Origin of the sequence: Dyadobacter fermentans DSM 18053, assembly GCF_000023125.1 — a bacterium.
GTDB lineage: Bacteria > Bacteroidota > Bacteroidia > Cytophagales > Spirosomataceae > Dyadobacter > Dyadobacter fermentans.
The window spans coordinates 3,275,368-3,293,352 of the sequence record NC_013037.1 but is presented as its reverse complement, the minus strand read 5'-3'; the positions used below and the strand labels follow the sequence as shown (position 1 = coordinate 3,293,352).

At 52.5% G+C, this 17,985-nt stretch carries 14 protein-coding genes; 4 read left to right on the top strand and 10 right to left on the bottom strand.

What is annotated here, in order from left to right; genetic code table 11:
• Positions 1-59: 59 nt before the first annotated feature.
• From DFER_RS13180 to mobA, 5 genes are all read right to left on the bottom strand, one after another.
• Positions 60-830: a glycerophosphodiester phosphodiesterase gene (locus DFER_RS13180; RefSeq protein WP_143828731.1), complete on the bottom strand. Its 771-nt coding sequence runs from the start codon at positions 828-830 to the stop codon at positions 60-62.
• Between the two features lie 116 nt (positions 831-946).
• Positions 947-3,256: an FdhF/YdeP family oxidoreductase gene (locus tag DFER_RS13175; RefSeq protein ID WP_015812134.1), complete on the bottom strand. Its 2,310-nt coding sequence runs from the start codon at positions 3,254-3,256 to the stop codon at positions 947-949.
• Positions 3,257-3,259: 3 nt separating this feature from the next.
• Positions 3,260-3,622, bottom strand: a complete 363-nt coding sequence (locus tag DFER_RS13170) for a DUF7009 family protein (RefSeq protein WP_015812133.1) — start codon at positions 3,620-3,622, stop codon at positions 3,260-3,262.
• Positions 3,623-3,624: 2 nt separating this feature from the next.
• Positions 3,625-4,452, bottom strand: coding sequence for a formate dehydrogenase accessory sulfurtransferase FdhD (gene fdhD, locus DFER_RS13165; protein ID WP_015812132.1), 828 nt, complete (start codon positions 4,450-4,452; stop codon positions 3,625-3,627).
• Positions 4,424-5,044, bottom strand: coding sequence for a molybdenum cofactor guanylyltransferase (gene mobA, locus DFER_RS13160; RefSeq protein WP_015812131.1), 621 nt, complete (start codon positions 5,042-5,044; stop codon positions 4,424-4,426). Before mobA ends, fdhD begins: the two co-directional genes overlap by 29 nt.
• Positions 5,045-5,093: 49 nt before the next feature.
• On the opposite strand from mobA, the gene DFER_RS13155 reads away from it, so the two are divergent.
• Positions 5,094-6,137 (top strand): hypothetical protein, encoded by a 1,044-nt coding sequence (locus DFER_RS13155; RefSeq protein WP_015812130.1) that lies wholly within the window; start codon positions 5,094-5,096, stop codon positions 6,135-6,137.
• Between the two features lie 106 nt (positions 6,138-6,243).
• A complete protein-coding gene (gene mnmA, locus DFER_RS13150; RefSeq protein ID WP_015812129.1) occupies positions 6,244-7,350 on the top strand; it encodes a tRNA 2-thiouridine(34) synthase MnmA in 1,107 nt (368 codons plus the stop codon).
• A gap of 109 nt (positions 7,351-7,459) precedes the next feature.
• Here mnmA and rlmB read toward each other — a convergent pair whose 3' ends face one another.
• From rlmB to DFER_RS13135, 3 genes are all read right to left on the bottom strand, one after another.
• Positions 7,460-8,230 carry a 23S rRNA (guanosine(2251)-2'-O)-methyltransferase RlmB gene (gene rlmB, locus DFER_RS13145; RefSeq protein WP_015812128.1) on the bottom strand — a complete coding sequence of 257 codons (771 nt, stop codon included), beginning with the start codon at positions 8,228-8,230 and terminating at the stop codon, positions 7,460-7,462.
• Positions 8,206-9,426, bottom strand: a complete 1,221-nt coding sequence (locus DFER_RS13140; protein ID WP_015812127.1) for a GWxTD domain-containing protein — start codon at positions 9,424-9,426, stop codon at positions 8,206-8,208. The genes rlmB and DFER_RS13140 overlap by 25 nt, the downstream gene beginning before the upstream one ends.
• Positions 9,427-9,576: 150 nt before the next feature.
• Positions 9,577-10,467, bottom strand: a complete 891-nt coding sequence (locus tag DFER_RS13135) for an SDR family oxidoreductase (protein WP_015812126.1) — start codon at positions 10,465-10,467, stop codon at positions 9,577-9,579.
• 84 nt (positions 10,468-10,551) lie between these two features.
• On the opposite strand from DFER_RS13135, the gene DFER_RS13130 reads away from it, so the two are divergent.
• Positions 10,552-11,262 carry a DNA alkylation repair protein gene (locus DFER_RS13130; protein ID WP_015812125.1) on the top strand — a complete coding sequence of 237 codons (711 nt, stop codon included), beginning with the start codon at positions 10,552-10,554 and terminating at the stop codon, positions 11,260-11,262.
• Here the strand turns inward: DFER_RS13130 and DFER_RS13125 are convergent, their stop codons facing one another.
• Entirely contained in the window at positions 11,263-12,183 is a 921-nt protein-coding gene (locus DFER_RS13125; protein ID WP_015812124.1) for an aspartate carbamoyltransferase catalytic subunit, read from the bottom strand.
• 361 nt (positions 12,184-12,544) lie between these two features.
• Between DFER_RS13125 and DFER_RS13120 the strand changes: the two genes are divergently transcribed.
• Positions 12,545-14,260 (top strand): T9SS type A sorting domain-containing protein, encoded by a 1,716-nt coding sequence (locus DFER_RS13120; RefSeq protein WP_015812123.1) that lies wholly within the window; start codon positions 12,545-12,547, stop codon positions 14,258-14,260.
• Between the two features lie 35 nt (positions 14,261-14,295).
• Here DFER_RS13120 and DFER_RS13115 read toward each other — a convergent pair whose 3' ends face one another.
• The gene (locus tag DFER_RS13115) at positions 14,296-17,907 is read right to left on the bottom strand and encodes a CotH kinase family protein (protein WP_041735072.1); all 3,612 of its coding nucleotides are present in this window, start codon (positions 17,905-17,907) and stop codon (positions 14,296-14,298) included.
• Between the last annotated feature and the right edge of the window lie 78 nt (positions 17,908-17,985).

Below are 17,985 nucleotides of genomic sequence, written 5' to 3'. Positions count from 1 at the left end.
GTAAAACTCCCGACCGGTAACCGGTCGGGAGTTTTGCTTTTAATGTATTCCAAAAAACCTTACTTTGAAAGGCTCAGCAACAGCTCGGGTTCGTTGGTGGTAATGTAATCCACGTCCTTTTCGAGGAAGTATTTCAAATCTTCTTCGCTGTTTACTGTCCACACGTTGGTAGTCAGCTTTTTCTGGCGCATTGCGGGGATGTAATCTTCTTTTTTCTTCAAAACGGTATAGTGGTAGTCGATGCCATCGAGGCCGGCTGCCTGGATTTCGTCGGGCGTTTTGTCTCCGTTCAGATATTCCACGTGCGCTTTCGGCGCGAGTTCTTTCACTTTCAGGCACACATCCCAGCTGAATGCAATGTAGTCCGTGATTTTTTCGACTTTCATTTTCTTAACCAATTCCACGCATTTGGTCGCCAACGCAAGCGAGCGCTCCTTACTGATCTTCGATGTTTTGATTTCGAGGATCAAACGCGTTTTCTTCTGCTTCGAACCCGCTTTCAGATAAGCCTCCAACGTAGGCAGCTGCTCGCCATTAGCCAGTTTAATTTTTGAAAGCTCGGCTGAATTTGTCTTTTCGATGTCCGTTCCCTGAATGGAATGGTCGTGCAAAACATACAAAACCGAATCGGCCGACATGTGCACGTCAAACTCGCTGCCATAGCAGCCCAGCTTGATCGCGTGTTCCAGCGCACCGATCGAGTTTTCGGTTGCGCCGGTATTTTTCCAGGCGCCGCGGTGCGCGATCACCTTGTTTTTCTTTTGTGACATACCATCCATCGACACCAGGCTCATCAGCCCGATTGCAAGCATTAAAAATCCTTTTTTCATTGTATTCAAATTAAACTTCACTTTAAAAGATAGTTTTCGGCTCATTTTACCCCATACGGGCTATCAGCTGCGAAATTAAGGCAAGATCATCCGGCATTTGTTAGCAGAATATTAAGTTATGCCAATGCCCCATGCGGCTTCACGGTGAGGATTACCATTTTTGAAGTAGGCGTGTTGCTCTTCTCGGCCACGCTCGTGATCGGCACCAGCACATTGGTCTCGGGGAAATAGGTCGCCGTGCATTGCTCGGGAATCGGGTATTCGACCACCACAAATTGATGCGCTACCCGCTCGATGCCGTCGAAATGGTTGTGCAGATCCACCAGGTCGCCGTTTTGCAGGCCGCGTTCCTGTATGTCCTTGCTATTCATCAAAATGACGCGCCGCTCGTTGTAAATGCCGCGGTAGCGGTCGTTGAGGCCGTACACGGTGGTGTTGAACTGGTCGTGACTGCGGATGGTCATCATCATCAGCTCGCCCGGTTTGAGAACTGGTGTTTCGGGGGCGGCAATGTGGAAATGCGCTTTGCCGCTCGGCGTGTCAAACGCCCCGGAACGGTTGCAATTGGGCAAATAAAAGCCTCCCGGCTGCCTTACCCGCTCATTGTAATCGGCGAAACCGGGAATGGTGCGTTCGATATCGTTGCGGATGAGGTCGTAATCCGCCGCATATTTGTCCCACGATACGTTGCTGCGTGTTCCCAAAGTGGCTTTGGCCAGCCTGCACACAATTTCCGGTTCGCTCAGCAAATGCTCAGAAATCGGCGTGAGCACGCCGCGGGATAACTGGATCACGCCCATTGAATTTTCACACGACACAAACCGGTTTTCATCGCCGCGCATATCCTTATCGCTCCGGCCGAGGCAGGGCAATATCAATGCCTCCTGGCCGTGCACGAGGTGGCTGCGGTTGAGTTTGGTCGAAACGTGGACGGTGAGCTCGCACTTTTGAAGTGCCGCGGCGGTAAACCGGGTATCCGGCGTTGCCGAAAGGAAATTGCCTCCCAGGGCAAAAAACACCTTAGCTTCGCCCGCATGCATGGCTTTAATGCATTCTACAACGTCGTAGCCATGTCCACGCGGCGGCGCGAAATGGAAGTTTCGTTCGATCGAATCCAGGAATTTCGCGGTGGGTCGCTCAAAAATACCCATCGTGCGGTCGCCCTGCACATTGCTATGCCCGCGAACTGGACACGTGCCAGCACCGGGCTTGCCGATACTGCCTTTAAGCAAGAGTAAATTGACGATCTCTTTGATGGTCGCGACGGCATTTTTATGCTGCGTAAGCCCCATCGCCCAGCAGGCTATAACCTTGCTTTTCCCCGCAAGCACACGCGCGGCTTCCTGCACCTGCGCGAATGGCACACCTGCCTCTGCGGCGAGTTGCTGCGCATTGTACGCTTTCAGGTCTTCCAGATATTCGGCGCAGCCTTGTGTGTTTTGTTGGATAAATTGCTGGTCGAACACAGTACCAGGGTTCTTTTCTTCCTCTTCCAGCAAGAGCAGCGTGATCGCTTTCAGCAACGCCATGTCGCCATTGATCTTCACTTGCAGGAAAATATCCGTGAGCGAGGAGTTGAGGCCCAGTACGCCGGCGACGCGCTGCGGGTTGTTGAATCCCATGAGGCCGGTTTCGGGCAGCGGGTTAATGGAAATGATCGTCGCGCCGTTGGCTTTGGCCTTTTGCAGCGCTGTCAGCATCCGCGGATGGTTGGTGCCGGGGTTCTGGCCGAGGATCATGATCACTTCGGCGTGGTAAAAGTCGTTGAGCGTCACCGAACCTTTGCCGATCCCGAGTGATTCGCCCAATGCCGTTCCGCTGCTTTCGTGGCACATATTGCTGCAATCGGGCAGGTTGTTTGTGCCGAATTCCCGCACGAAAAGCTGGTACAGGAATGCCGCTTCGTTGCTGGTGCGGCCCGACGTGTAGAACACGGCCTCATCCGGCGACGCGAGCTTGTTCAGCGCCGTGCCGATCCGTGCAAAAGCGGCGTCCCAGGTAATGGGCTGGTAATGGGTGCCGCCGGCAGGCAGGTACATCGGCTCCGCAATGCGGCCTTTGCCGCCGATCTCATAGTCGGATAGTTTGCCGAGTTCTTGTACGGAATGCCGCGAGAAGAATTCCGCCGTGAGTTTTTTGGCGGTAGCTTCCTCGGCCACTGCGCGGGCGCCGTTTTCACAATACTCGGCAATGCCCGAGCGCTCGTCATCCGGGTCGGGCCAGGCGCAGCTTGGGCAGTCGAAGCCGCCTTTCTGGTTCAGATTGAGAAGCGCTTTCATGCCGCGCTGAAAACCCGCCTCGCCGACGGTCATTTCCAATGCGGAAACTACTGCCGGAATGCCTGCGGCTACTTTTTTGATCTCGCCTTTCTTTAAACCGGTCAGTTTTTCCGGGTTTTCGGCTCCTGGGATCGGATTTTCGGACATGGCTCAGCAGGTTTTAGGGTTGTCGTAATTGTCGGACTGGTCCTCGTTGACGTTATCCAGGCATTTAAAATCCTTTTCGATCAGCATATATAACGAATCACCGTTGGCGAGCGGCATATTTCCTTCAAAACCGACAGTGTCGTTCGCGGCCCAGCCGGCGAGCAGCCCTTCCGGCACTTCGAGTGTCACCTTGTTTTGTTCAAAACGGGCATTCAACTCACTAACCGGCGATTTCTGTACGGCATAAATGAGCTGCGCCGGTCCGAAATCGGTCGTTTCTTCCAGGTAGCCTTCGTTTTCAAGCTTGCCCACTTCCGACTTCGATAGCCTGAAACGGACGGAGTTCCGGTGAATGCGAATTTTCATAGTTACAGTATTCGGTGATGACCGGTATAAATGTTGAACTTGTCATGTTTAAGAAAACCCACCAGTGTAATCCCGCTCTCCTGCGCCAGCTGCACCGCCAGGCTCGATGGCGCACCGATTGCCGCCACGGCCCGGATGCCCGCCATGCTTGCTTTTTGAATGAGTTCGAAGCTCGCGCGGCCGCTGAGAAGCAATATATGGTTGTTGAGCGGAAGGCCATCGGTTAGTAATGCCGCACCGATGAGTTTGTCCAATGCATTATGCCGGCCCACATCTTCCCGCAGCATCAGGAACTGCCCCGAGCTGTCGAATAGCGCCGAAGCATGCAGGCCGCCGGTACTTTCGAATACATTCTGGTGATGATTAATCTGCCCGGGCAGTTTGTAAAGCGTTTCCGCTGCCAGCGTTAAATCGTCGTCGGTGCCATCGAAAACGGACCGGGTTTTAATGGCGTCGATGCTCGCCTTGCCGCACACGCCGCAGCTGGAAGTGGTGTAAAAGTTGCGTTCAAGCGATGCGAGTTGCGGCGCGAACCCTTCCGAGCATTGCACCACCACCCGGTTCTCGTCCAATGCTGAATGCGTAATGTGCCCGATCTGATCGCTGGAATGGATAATGCCTTCCGTAAACAAAAAACCGGCTGCCAGCTCTGGATCGTTGCCCGGCGTGCGCATGGTTACCGATATGCTTTTGCGCACTTTACGGCCGTCGGCCAGGTATTCGACCTGGATTTCCAGCGGCTCCTCCACGGCCAGGGCGTCGTCGAGCACCTCGGAATTGCTGCGGCCGATCCGCGTGATTTTATGGGTGATTATCGAGCTGCTCTCCATTTTGCATATCATTAATGTCCAACGCGCGCTTCGCTGCCCGGAAATCTTCCGGCGTATCAACGCTTATCATCGTTTTTTGCGACAAAGGCCGGTACTTTCCTGCACCATTCGCCCTCAGGAAATGCTGTAATGAATGCCTGCCCGCTGCAAATGCCTCTTTTAATGCTTTTCCGATTGATTTGGAATACCATCCCAATAACGGCTCGTAAAAGCCTTCATCATTGTAAAAGGCCGCGGCCGGTAAATCCTTCTCAATGGAATGCAGAAAATTCGCCATTTCGTCGGAGCTCAGGAATGGATAATCGCAGCCCGCCACGAGAAAGTCATTGTCGGGTAGCGTTTCCATCACGGATAGCAACCCTGTCATCGGGCCGGCGCCTGCGAATGCGGGCTGGTCTTCGAGCTTGTGGTAACGGGTATGAAAGGATTTGAACTGCTCTGCGTTGCAACTGATTATAACGCGTTCGCATAGTGGTACGAGCAGGTCGGCAACGTGTTCGTACTGAGGTTTTTGATCATATACCAAAAGACTTTTGTCGGTGCCCATTCTGGTGCTCTCACCGCCGCATATCACCAGTCCGTATAAGCTCATAATGGCATTTCAATGGTTTTAATAGGCCAAATATGCGTAACTTCCTTGTATGGAAATGGGGGATGTTAAAATATTACAGAAAAAGCCGATTTATCCGGTGAGCCCGGAGCTGCGTAAATACCTGCGTTTTTACCAGCGTGATGCCCGGCTGCCGGTGGCCTATCACGATTTGCTGAACTTCTACGAGTCGTTTCCGGTGACTGACAAAAACGGCAGGGATACGCTGTGGGAAAGTCCGCTTTACCCGCCGCATGAGCTCGAAAGGCTGCATGCAGGGCTCAAGAAGGTGTACGCGATGCTCAAAGCCTCGGGTAACCTGCGCATTGTGGAGCACAAATACATCGATCGCATCGACTACTGCAAGTTTGGCAATTCCAATCCGTTCAGGGTCAAGATCGTGAACCGGCTGAATGATATTTACGATTATTTCTATGTGAAAAAAGCCGATTCGTCGCGCATTTACGGGCTGGAACTGGAAGAGATCTTTTCGCCAAACCAGGTCAACTATATCGTGGACGGCGAAACGCTCATCGAAGAGCACATTGCCGGCATTCCCGGCGACGAATTCGCCCGCACCCGTATGCGCGACCCGGACTATAACCCGATCCGTATCGCCAAAGAATTTGTGAAGTTCAACGAGCGATGCAAGATTACCCTGCTGGGCGATATGCGTTCTTATAATTTCGTGATGCAAATCACCCCCGATTTCGACGATTTCCAGTTCCGGCTTCGGGCAATCGACTTTGACCAGCAGTTCTACGAAGGGAACATCAAAGTATACATGCCTCAGTTTTTCAAGGAAAACCGGCCGTATGTGCAGCTGGCTATGGAATATCTGACCGACAAAACGGTGGTGCAATACCAGCAGGAAGAGCAATCGTCGATCATGTACCAGGCCAAGGCGGAGCGCCACCGTCTGCGCGACCTGCGGGATGTTTGCATTCGGGACAAAATCTCAACCGTCGATCACATTCACCAGCTGCGGGAAGGCCTAGCGCAGCACTATTCCGACCCGCATTACAACAAATGCGAAACCATGACGGAGATTATTGAGCTGAATATCAAGAATGTAATCCGGCAGGTGATCGCGTGAGCCAATTAATGCATACCTTTGCGGAACTGTACGGCGGCGAGCTGCTGTTACAATTTTTCAAATCTATCAAAATCGGAAGGCATTCAACCTTCGGCAGATTACTACAATGAGTAAACACGGACGCATTCTCGTCGCCATGAGCGGCGGCATCGACAGCTCGCTGGCAGCTGTTCTTCTCCACGAACAAGGTTATGAGGTCATCGGTATGACCATGAAAACCTGGGATTACGCCAGCAGCGGCGGTACCAAGAAAGAAACCGGATGCTGTTCGCTGGATTCCATCAACGACGCACGTAATATCGCGGTAGAGCTCGGTTTTCCGCATTATATTCTCGACATCCGCGCCGAGTTTGGTGACTACGTGATCGACCATTTCACAGGCGAGTACCTGGAAGGCCGCACGCCGAACCCCTGCGTGCTTTGTAATACCCACATCAAATGGGACGCATTGCTCCGCCGCGCCGACCGGCTCGATTGCGAGTTTATCGCTACCGGGCATTATGCCAATATGCAGTTCAATAACGGCCGCCATTATGTTTCCAAGGGGATAGATGCCTGGAAAGATCAAAGCTATGTGCTATGGGGTGTGTCGCAGGAAAGCCTGGCGAGGACCAAACTGCCGCTGGGGTATCTGCATAAAGCGGAGATCCGCGAAATGGCGCGTGAAAGAGGTTTTATTGACCTCGTTAATAAATCTGAAAGCTACGAAATCTGTTTCGTGCCGGATAACGACTACCGCGGCTTCCTGAAAAGACGCATTCCCGGACTGGAAGCGGAAGTAGCAGGAGGTAACTTCGTTTACGCGGACGGCACCATTGTCGGCAAGCATGAAGGCTATCCGTTCTACACCGTCGGCCAGCGCAAAGGCCTCGGCATTGCATTAGGCCGCCCGGTTTTCGTGACGGAAATAAGGAAAGATACCAACGAAGTTGTGCTCGGCGACATGCCCGACCTTTTCCGCGACGGCATGAATGTGAGCAAATTGAACCTTCAAAAATACGCATCCATCGAAAAGCCGCTGGAAACTATCACCAAAGTACGCTACAAACACGACGGCACCCCGGCGCTCATCGAGCAAACCGGCCCCGACCAAATCGTAGCCCGCTTCCACGACGGCGTAAACGGCATCGCGCCGGGACAGGCAGCCGTGTTCTATGAAGGCGACGATGTTGTAGGCGGCGGCTGGATCATGAAGAGTTTTCGGCAGGAGTGAGATGTAAGGCCAAAAAAAAACACCTGACGTGCTTAGAGGAGATGCAATCCAATGCCGGTTCAGGTGTTATTTAAAATATACGCTTTTTCTTGAATAGCGCGTACAACTGCTACTTTATCCGCTGCCTTACCGCCTCATACAACACCACCGAACTCGCCACCGACACATTCAGTGATTCCACTTGTCCGGCAAGGGGGATGCGTGCGCCGCTGTCGGCGAGGTCGATGAATTCTTTGGAAATACCGTCTTCTTCTGAGCCCATAATGATCACTGTTGGTACCGTAAAATCGATATCATAGAGTGATTTGTCGGTTTTTTCCGTACAGGCGATGATTTGCAGGCCGCTGTTGCGCAGGTAAGTGAGCGTTTCGTAAAGATTCGGCTCGCGGCAAATGGGCAGGAAGTTCAATGCGCCTGACGATGTTTTCATCGCATCGGCATTGATCTGAGCCCCGCCTTTCGTGGGAACAATGATCGCTTGTACGCCCGCGCATTCGGCTGTACGTGCGATGGCCCCGAAGTTGCGGACATCGGTAACGCGGTCGAGCAGAAGCAGGAGCGGGGTTTTGCCGTCCTCGTATACCTGCGTAAGCACATTGTGCAAAGGCATGTACTGGATCGGCGATACAAATGCGATGACGCCCTGGTGGTTTTTGCGCGTTACCCGGTTCAGCTTTTCAACCGGCACCCGCTGATAGGGAACGCCCAGTTCTTTGGCGAGTTTTTCGATCTCCGCGAGGCCAAACTCCCGCTGGATAAATAGCCGTTCAATTTCTTTTCCCGAACGAAGGGTTTCCAACACCGACTGTGTCCCAAAAACCATGTCGGCCTGGGACTGTTTGGGGGCTGGTTTTCTTACCGTATACTTCCGTTTCTCCATGCTTCTACTACTGGATACCAAATCGGCTGGTATTCGGCATAGCGAACCAGTTCATAATGATCATCCACAAATTGATTGTTTCTCCTGTTAAATGTAAAATTGACGTTTTGTGCGTTGCCTTTCTGATCGTAGGTCCATACTTCGCGGTCCTTGCTGCGCTGCACCTTGTCCGGCGGGCCGAGTACGATGTAGATCATTCCTTTGTCGGTTTTCCAGCCTTCCTTGTAGGTGGTGAAAAGCTGGTTTGCCTCTTCCACGCGGCCGTAAAACGAGCGGATGGATTGCTGAGCCAGCGGTGCATTTCCGTTCATGAGCGTCAGCCAATATTTATCCAGCGCTTTTTTATAATCTTCCGCCTTCTTGATTTCGTTGATTTCGTTGTTCGTGCTCATGTAAAGCAACGGGCCCAGCAGCAGTTGCGGGCGTGTCACTTTCGGGAAGCGCTCGTTTACCACCAGAATGCCCAAACCTTCGGACTGGGTCGTATCCGCGAAAACGTTGTAAAGACCTTCCTTACTGAATTGCAGCGGCTGGTTAGCGGTAATGGTGAATGTGCTGTCCACTTCCAGCGACTTGTTCACGTTTTTAGGCGCGATGTTCATCGGCGAGCCTGCCGGTTCGAAATCGTGGTTGTAGTAATAAACGTGCAGCTGGTCGGTGCTTTCGCCTGCCTTTTTGATGGTAAACTGCTCCGTGGAATTGATATAATGCCGCTGCAACGGCTGGGTTGAATTACCCGTGTACACACCGTACATCTGGTTCACAGCCAACTTTTTGAAGCGGATAGTAAGGTCGTTCAGTACTTTTTTGAGTGTCCCGGCCTGGCTGATTTCGCTCAGCAGCACGCCGTAGTCGCGGTCGGGGCTTTTCAGCTCGTAGGAAATGACGATTTTGTCGCCCATTCGCGAAACGTTCGAAGAATCGAGCTTTACATTGCCATAGCCGAGCCTTTCGCGCGTGCCGTAATCCGAGTAGATGACGTAGTTGAGGTTGTAAAGCCGGACGAAATCCGCTACGCCGATCGGATTTTTTCCTTTATAGGCATCCACATACAAAAAGACCTGCGTTTGGGTAGTGTCTTTCAGAAGGTATTTGCTTTGGATCGCTATCAATGAAAGTTCCTCATTCACAGGGGCGGAAGCCTGCTGCTGTTGCTGCTCGGTGGGCCGTACCTGCGCCTCGGGAATCTGCTTCATAGACTTGTTCGATGAGGCGCAACCGGCCATCACCAAAACAGACATTATATAGATGCAAAAGCGAAAATTTGTTCTCATGTACGTGTATTCATCGTTTGTCAAATAACGAAGGAACGGGCAAAATTACCCAATAAAACGATAATAAAATTTTTATTCCGGAGTCTTGCCTGTACGGGTAGCGGATTTGATCTGATCTTCGATGGCATCCCATTGATCGTCAGTTACTTCTTTCAGGAAATTGAATTGCCCCGCAGACAGCACTTCCCCGCCGTCGAGCGTGATCACTTCGCCGGTCATATAGGCCGAAAAGTTGGATATTAAATATGCCGCGAGGTTGGCCAGTTCCTGGTGGTCGCCGGTGCGTGCGAGCGGAATGCGGTTTTCGAAGGAGAATTTCCGGGCCAGTTCTTCGGGGAACAGCCGGTCCCAGGCACCCTTGGTCGGGAAAGGGCCGGGTGCGATCGCATTCAGCCGGATACCATGCCGCGCCCATTCGAATGCAAGCGATTTGGTCATCGTGAGGACGCCCGCCTTGGCCATGGCCGACGGAACGACCCAGCCGGAGCCGGTTGTCGCATAGGTAGTTACGATGTTGAGAACAGTGCCTTTGATCTGATTTTCAATCCAATATTTACCCAAAGCCAGCGTGAAATAATAAGTGCCGCGCAACACGATGTCCACGATCGTGTCCACCGCTTTGTAAGAAAGCCGCTCGGTAGGACTGATGAAATTTCCCGCCGAGTTGTTGACAAGCCCATCCACGCGCCCGAAAGTTTCAATGGCTCTCGCGATCACCTGCTCCACCTCTTCTGTTTTCCTGACATCACACGCCACAAACGTAATTCGGCCGCCGGTGCTTTGGCGAAGCTCGTCCGCCGTATTGGCAAGGACATCGGCTTTTCTGCTGCAAATTACCACGTTGGCGCCGAGCCGGAGGAAGTATCCGGCCATTGATTTACCCAGTCCGGTGCCGCCTCCGGTTACGATAATCGTCTTATTTTCCAGCGCGCCGTCGCGAAGCATTCCCTCGGTGTGAGTCATGGCAGGTGAATTTTTAGGTTTGGATGAAAAGGATAATTTCTGTCAAAAACATTATATTTTGAATGTAAAACAAATCTTCCGGAAATGGACCAGGTGAAGGAGATAATGAACGAGCTGGCATTGCTCGGCACCGAGCAAACGCTCAAAACAATGAAGAACCACGGTGCGGTGGAGCCTATTTACGGCGTGAGGATCGGCGATATGAAACCGATCCTGAAAAGGCATAAAAATGACCACGAACTGGCATTGGAACTGTTTAAGACCGGGAATTCGGATGCGATGTACCTGGCCGGGCTAATGTCGAAACCCGCGCTGATGACGCCCGAGGTGCTCGACGAGTGGATAAATGGAGCAACCTGGCACATGATCAGCGAGTATACCGTGGCATGGAATGCGGCCGAAAGTCCCTGGAAATTCGAAATGGCCCGGAAATGGATCGAATCCGAGGACGAACTCACCGCCGATGCCGGCTGGGCAACGTGGGGCTGCATTCTGGCATTAACCCCGGACGACCAGCTCGATCAGCAGGAAATCGATCAGTTGCTCGATCGCGTGGAGCGAGAGGTGCATTCGGCGCCTAACCAGGTGCGGTACGTCATGAACGGCTTCGTGATCGCCGTAGGTTCGTACTATCCCCCGCTGGCCAAAAAAGCAATGGAAGTTGGGAAAAGGATCGGGAAAGTGAAGGTCAATATGGGCAATACCGAATGCAAAGTGCCTTACCCGCCCGACTATATTCAGAAAGTATGGGACAAAGGCCTGCTGGGAAGAAAGCGAAAAGAAGTAAGGTGCTGATTATTGCTGTGCGAGCAGATATAGCACGGCCATCCGTACGGCCACGCCGTTTTCCACCTGGTTCAGGATAATGGAATGGTGCGAATCGGCAGCGTCGGACGATAGTTCCACGCCGCGGTTGATCGGCCCCGGGTGCATGAGTACGATCTCTTTGTTCAACTCGTCGAGCATGGCCTTGTTGATACCATAATACAACGAATACTCGCGCAGCGACGGGAAATACTTGATCTGCTGCCGTTCCAGTTGTATACGCAGCACATTCGCTACATCGCACCATTGCAATGCTTCTTTCACATTATGGCCGATTTTAACGCCAAGCTCGCCCAAGTGTTTGGGGATCAGTGTAGACGGCCCGCATACCATTACTTCGGCACCCAGCTTTTGCAGGCAGAATATGTTGGATAATGCTACGCGTGAATGCGTGATGTCGCCGATGATCGCAATCTTTTTACCTGCCAGGTCACCCAGTTTTTCACGCATCGAGAATGCATCGAGCAATGCCTGGGTAGGGTGCTCGTGGGTGCCGTCGCCGGCATTTACCACATTCGCCGGAATGCGGCTCGAAAGGTAATGAGGCGCGCCGGGGCTGCTGTGCCGCATTACGATCATGTCCACTTTCATGGCCAGGATGTTGTTAACCGTGTCGAGCAGTGTCTCGCCCTTTTTTACCGAACTTCCCGACGCCGAAAAATTCACGACATCCGCAGAAAGTCGCTTCTCGGCAAGCTCAAAAGATAGCCGTGTGCGGGTGGAATTTTCGAAAAATACGTTGGCGATGGTAATGTCCCGCAGGGAAGGTACTTTCTTGATAGGGCGGTTAATGACTTCCTTGAACTGTGTCGCTGTATCCAGGATAGTTTGAATGTCGTTCTCGTTCAGGTTTTTAATTCCAAGTAAGTGCCGGACCGAAAGTTGTGTCATTGTTTGTATTCAAGAAAGTTTGGCAAAGATAATAAGGAAGCGCTCAATGCGAAAATCCGGAGGGAATTTTCGGTTTTTATCATTTTAGATAAACCTCCATTTTGTCCGTAGAAAAGAATCTAAATACCGTAGAATAATTTGTCGGTAACTCTCGCTAACTTGCGGCATTGACTTTGTTATTTTTGTCAATATGCTCAACTACCCGACGCTTCGTTAGAGATTCCTCCCTATTTCCTGATAATCATTTAACCAAAAGGTGTATTAAGTATCAATCAATCCGTCCCCGGCAGACGGACCAATGTTCTGTTGCCTTTTTCAGCACCCGGTTCGTTCAGTTTTTCAATTTTTTAAACGTCTTTCTATGCGCGTAAAACTCTATTTATTTTTTACTTTCTTGTTTACCCATCCGTTGGTGCAGGCACAGGTCAGTGTTAGTTTCCCGCCGTCAAGAGTGGTTTTTCAGCGTAACCAGAGTGGTAATGCCAATGTCTACATTACCGGCATTTGTACCGGGAATCAGGTACATCGTATCGAGGCCCGGTTAAAGACCAGGGGCGGCGAGCCCGGCAGCGGTGTGAACTGGACAACGATCACCACAGACCTGACCAACGGCGTTTTCAGCGGTTTCCTCACCTCCACAGGCGGCCGGTTCGATCTCGAAGTAAGGGGTATGAACAACGGAAATCAGCAGATCGGCAGCTCGGTGACGATCGAAAAGGTGGGCGTCGGGGAAGTGTTCCTCATTGTGGGCCATTCCAATGCCGCCGCAGCCGAAGGTGCTGTGACCGGCTCCACGAGCGATATGGTCAATTCCATGAACCCTAACGCCGATCCCGGTCTTCGGAACCAGTATTTGCAAACCGGAAGCCCGGAGCACCTTCCACCACTCATTCCCACGCATTTGTGTCAGAACTGCGGGATCGCGCCGATGGCCGATCAGCCCTGGTTCTGGTCCAAACTGGGTGATTTGCTCGTAGAAGCATTGAACGTGCCCATCCTGTTTTACAGTGCGGCATTCGGAGGCAGCAACATGGGGCATTTTCAGAAAGCTGCCTACGATATTCCATTCGACCACGGATTTATCAAATATGACATCCGGATGCCGTACGTGAATATCCGCAATACGATGAGCAAATATGCGCCCCGGACCGGGCTGCGGGCCGTCCTGTCCGCGCATGGTATCAACGATGGCGATACCGACGGGCCGGGGTTCTATTCCCGGAGCCAGCAAGTTGTCCAAAAGATGCGGGATGAGGCCGGTTTCCAGGCACTGCCATGGCTCGTGGCCACATCGTGCTACAACAACGGCATCAAGCAGGGAATTACCGACGCGCAGAATCAGCTGATCAACGATGACCCTTATACATTCCGCGGAGCGAATTTGAATGCGATCGGCAATGAGGGGCGCTACGACGGCCTGCACTTCAACGAACAGGGACAGAGCATGGCAGCCAGCCTCTGGCGGGACGCAATCGTCGATCCGTCCGAAAATATACTAGCCAATGCCCAGCCGTTCATGGCAAGCGCCCCGCCGCTTCCACCGCCGCCATTGCCGGTCACACTCGTGCGGTTTAATGGCCAAAAAGGCATTAACGGCTTCAACGAACTGGAATGGGTCACGAGCTCGGAAACGAGTAACGACTATTTCGAGATTCAAAAAAGCAGCGACGCGAAGACATTCACTACGGTGGGCAACATAGCAGGCGCTGGCGACAGCAAGGAAATGAACACCTACCGTTTTACAGATGAGTCGCCTTATCCCATCACTACCTATTACCGCTTGAACCAGGTCGATTACGACGGGACGGCGACGCTTTCAAGGATCATCGTCGTGCGCAGCGACAATGTGGCGCGCGAGTCGGCGGTTTTTCCTAACCCGTCGCAGCACATCATCGAAGTCGCCACGAGCGATGGCTCAGCCGTGAGCGGCCTGAGGGTAATGGATTTGAATGGCCGTGAGCTGTTGCGAAAGCAGGAGGGCAAAGAGCTCGACGTTTCGGAACTGAACCGTGGCGAATACATTATCGAGTTCAATTCCGGCGGAGAGCTTGTAAGAAAGAAAATAACGAAGCTCTGACCCCGCCCGAATGCGAGGCCAGAGCGACGGGACATTCACTTTTTGACAAACTTCAACAAAGCGGATGTCCCGTCATCATTCAGGATTTTCATGATATAAAAGCCCGGTAATAAGCTTCCGATCGGAATCGACGACCGGCCAGTCATTACATAGCCGCGCAGCCGCACGTTCCCCGAAACATCCATAACAGTGTAGCTCGACCCGCCTTTCTGAACGGGTATTTTCAAGTACAATATGTGGTCTGCCGGATTCGGAAAAACGCTCGCAGCAAACCCGGGCCGTTGCACGGTTACTACGTGGGAAAACGCATAGGTTTGGTCGGTATCGACCTGTTTTAACCTATAATAACTTGTTCCGGATAACGGCCATGGGTCTTCAAAGCGGTATTGGTTGAAACTATTCACGCTTCCCTTTCCCGAAATGCGTCCCAGGGCCGCCCAGCTGCGGGCGTCGTGCGACCGCTGCACCTCGAAATGGTCGTGGTCCCTTTCTTCGGTCGTTGCCCAGGTTACCAGTACTTTTTCTTCCACTGTGGTTGCATTAAAACTAACGAGCGTCACCGGCAGCGGGTCGGAGCAGGTTTGCACCATAATATCGTCCAGGCGCAGTTCGTCCCGCGCGCCCGTCAAAGTGGCGTCCGTACAATAATACCGCCATAGCAGCTGCACGTAAGGTTTGTTGAGGACTTCGGCCGGGAGCGCCACCCAATCGATCACCTGCTCGTGCCCCGCCGTGGCCGACCGGACATATTCCACCGGCTGGTTATTAGGGTTCAGCACGTCGGTAAATGGCCCCGTTTCCGAAAGGCGGTATTGCAGCCGGATCGCGTAAGGCCTTGCATTGGGCGTGACCGTCCCGCCCGTCCATTTCACACTCGCGACGGTCTTGCCGATGGTATTCAATGCCAGAATGGCGCCGCCGAGCTTCATGCCCGGATAGCCCGGGTTACCCGCTGCATTGCCGGTGTTGATAAACGAAATGCCCTGGTCGCCTAGGCCGTTGATGCGCGTGCGGCTCGTGAGGTTATAAACCCCGCTGGTAAATCCGACGACGGGCGAATTAAGGTCCGGGTCGTCGTTTTCCATATATACAAACCGCATATTGTCCGGAAAGGTATTCCCGGCCGCAGTAGCCAGCCACGCATTGAAATCGTACGCACATGCGCTGGGGTCGAGCGGCGCGGGCACTTGTGCCGGGGCGACATCTACTGCGAACACCGCACGATAGTTGGACGAAGAGGATGGCGCAAATCCAATGGTGGCGCTGTGCGAAATAGCATTGGTAGTCAGGTTTTCCCATTGCAAAAACTTATAGCCCGGTTTGGCGATCGCCGTAAGGGAAATGTTCACGTTTTTGAAATAAATGCCATTCCATGGATAAGGATTCGCAGAAACGCCGAGGGTACTCGGAAGAATGTCGATCGTATTCACGCGCACATAGCCGTGGTCCTGATTGGAAACATGAACGGAGATCTGCTGTGTGCCTGCGCTAAGATTGAATTGTCCTTGAATATGCCCCCGGGCCACATTGGGCCGGTTGGTAGCGAAATTGACCATCAGGTTAACATTCGACTCCCAGGTAGCCATGCTCGCCGGGCGGTTCCAGCGTTTGATGTTTTCCGGCATCTCATTCGCAATCAGGTTTTTACAAACATTAATCTGATCCAGCAGGCGCTGAGGCTGAAAATGGCTGTTGATCAGGTCCGCATAACGGTTGATAAACTTGTTCCTGAAAGTTGTATTGGGCAAAAGATATTGCAGCAGGAAATCGGGGGCGCCCAATGCCTTGGGAAACTGGTTGGCATCCAGCTCTTCAAAGCTCAGATCGACATCGAAAAGTGCCCAGCGCCAGCGGCCATCCTTTCCCTTGCCGCCTGCCGGGCTGTACGGCACCTTGTGCCGCCAATAGGTAACATTCCCATAAGGCCAGTCCCAGTTCGCAGCATAAAGTTCGAGAATGCAGTAGTCGATGAAATTGTCGATGTCCATTCGCGCCAACGCGTAGTCATAATTGCCGGCGTCGGCCATGTTGTGGGTTTTGATGAAATTGGAAAGGTCCGCGTAATGCCCAGAATTGTTTTCAATCTCGGGGTCGGCGAAAAACTCGATGTTTTCGGGTTCGAGCGCGTAATGGCTGGCAAAATAGTATTCATCCTGGCGTTCGCGCAGGTCGTGAATGCCCCAGTATTCGCCATTGAGGTAGGTTGTGACGGGACGGTATTCCTGCAATTCAATGTCGAGCCCTTTCGCGATCTGATGAATGTAAGAGTCCTTCATGAGCGTCCGCTCGTAATCATTGCCGGAATTCCGCATGATCAGCCTCCTGAATGTGTGAAAAGGAAGTGACGGAAAAAGCGGGTAGTCGATATCGCTTTGGGAAGCATTCGGGCCGGTGGAGTACAGCCGGAAACTCTTCTTGTCGCTGGTCCTCGACCCCTGGCCGTGAATGCGCAGGCCAAGGTCCTGGTTAATGACCGGACTGCCGTTGATCAGCACTTCCACATTCGAGGGAATTTCCGTGTTGCGGTAATAGTTTCCCACCGGCGCCCCAAACGACCCGGCGCCCGGATTCGCATTACGCCAATCCACAAAATCTTTCCCCGCAACCCCGATCCCGTCCTCATAATCGAACATATCGTCCGGGTCGGTTTTGATGGAGAATACCGCTAGCTGCGATTTAGGCTGGCCATCGGTTGTGAAAAGATACGTCCGGGATTCCGTTTCGCTGGGCAGTTTTCCGGCCTCATAAACCTTTGCGCGGATGACCATCCCTTTGTAAACCGGCTTCACCGGCACCGAATTATAGGTAGGGATAAAATCGTTGGTAGCCGAAATGGCCGCAAGGACGTCAGGCTGCCCCGATTTGTCGGTTATCGGGATGTTGACGGGCGAATTCTGTTTCAGCGTAAGAAAGTGATTGGTAAAGGTGGACCCTATGCCATCTCCGGGGTTTTTCGGGTATTGGTTTTTGAATTGATAAGCCTTGCCCGGCGCTGTGATATTGTTTTTGTCGGGCTGGGAGCCGTCGGTGGTGTAATACACTTCTGCACCCGGCACAGCGGTGGAAATCGTGAGCGTGAAGCTGTTTTGGAAAAAGCCGCTTTCCACGCTCATCACCGGCGGCGACGCGAAACCCGTGTAGGAGTTGGCCGCCATATTGCCGGCGTTGGGCGAGGAGGGAGAGAAATACACGATTTCGGAAGAACCGTTCGTTTTGCGCCCATAGGAAATGTCCGTTCGCTGTTTCGGGAAATCGAGCTGGTCGATGATCGTCTCGTTCGGTGCGACCAGTAGCAGCTGCTCTCCGTCGCCACTAAGCCCGAAGCCGAGGTGTTTCGGCCCGCGCGACGGCAAACCGCTCGCCCAGAGGATCAGGAAGCCGCCGGGCTGGATGGTTAGTGCACCGCTGCTGGATGGTAACTGGAATTTTTTCAACTCGCCTGCGTCGTCGGTAAGATAATAACCGCTCAAATCCACGGGCGTAGCGCCGGCATTGTAAAGCTCGATCCAGTCCTCGTCCGAACCGGTTTCATCCAAATAGGAGCTGGAATTGGAAGCCATCAGCTCATTGATCTTAACAGATTGACCAAAACAAAATGGACATGATGCCCAGCAGGCCACCAATAATGTGTAGTATAAATATTTCATGATAATAGAGGAGGTTGTTGCTGACAAAAATTAAAATTATTGTCAATTAAATGCTAGAAAAATGGCAGCTATTTTGAC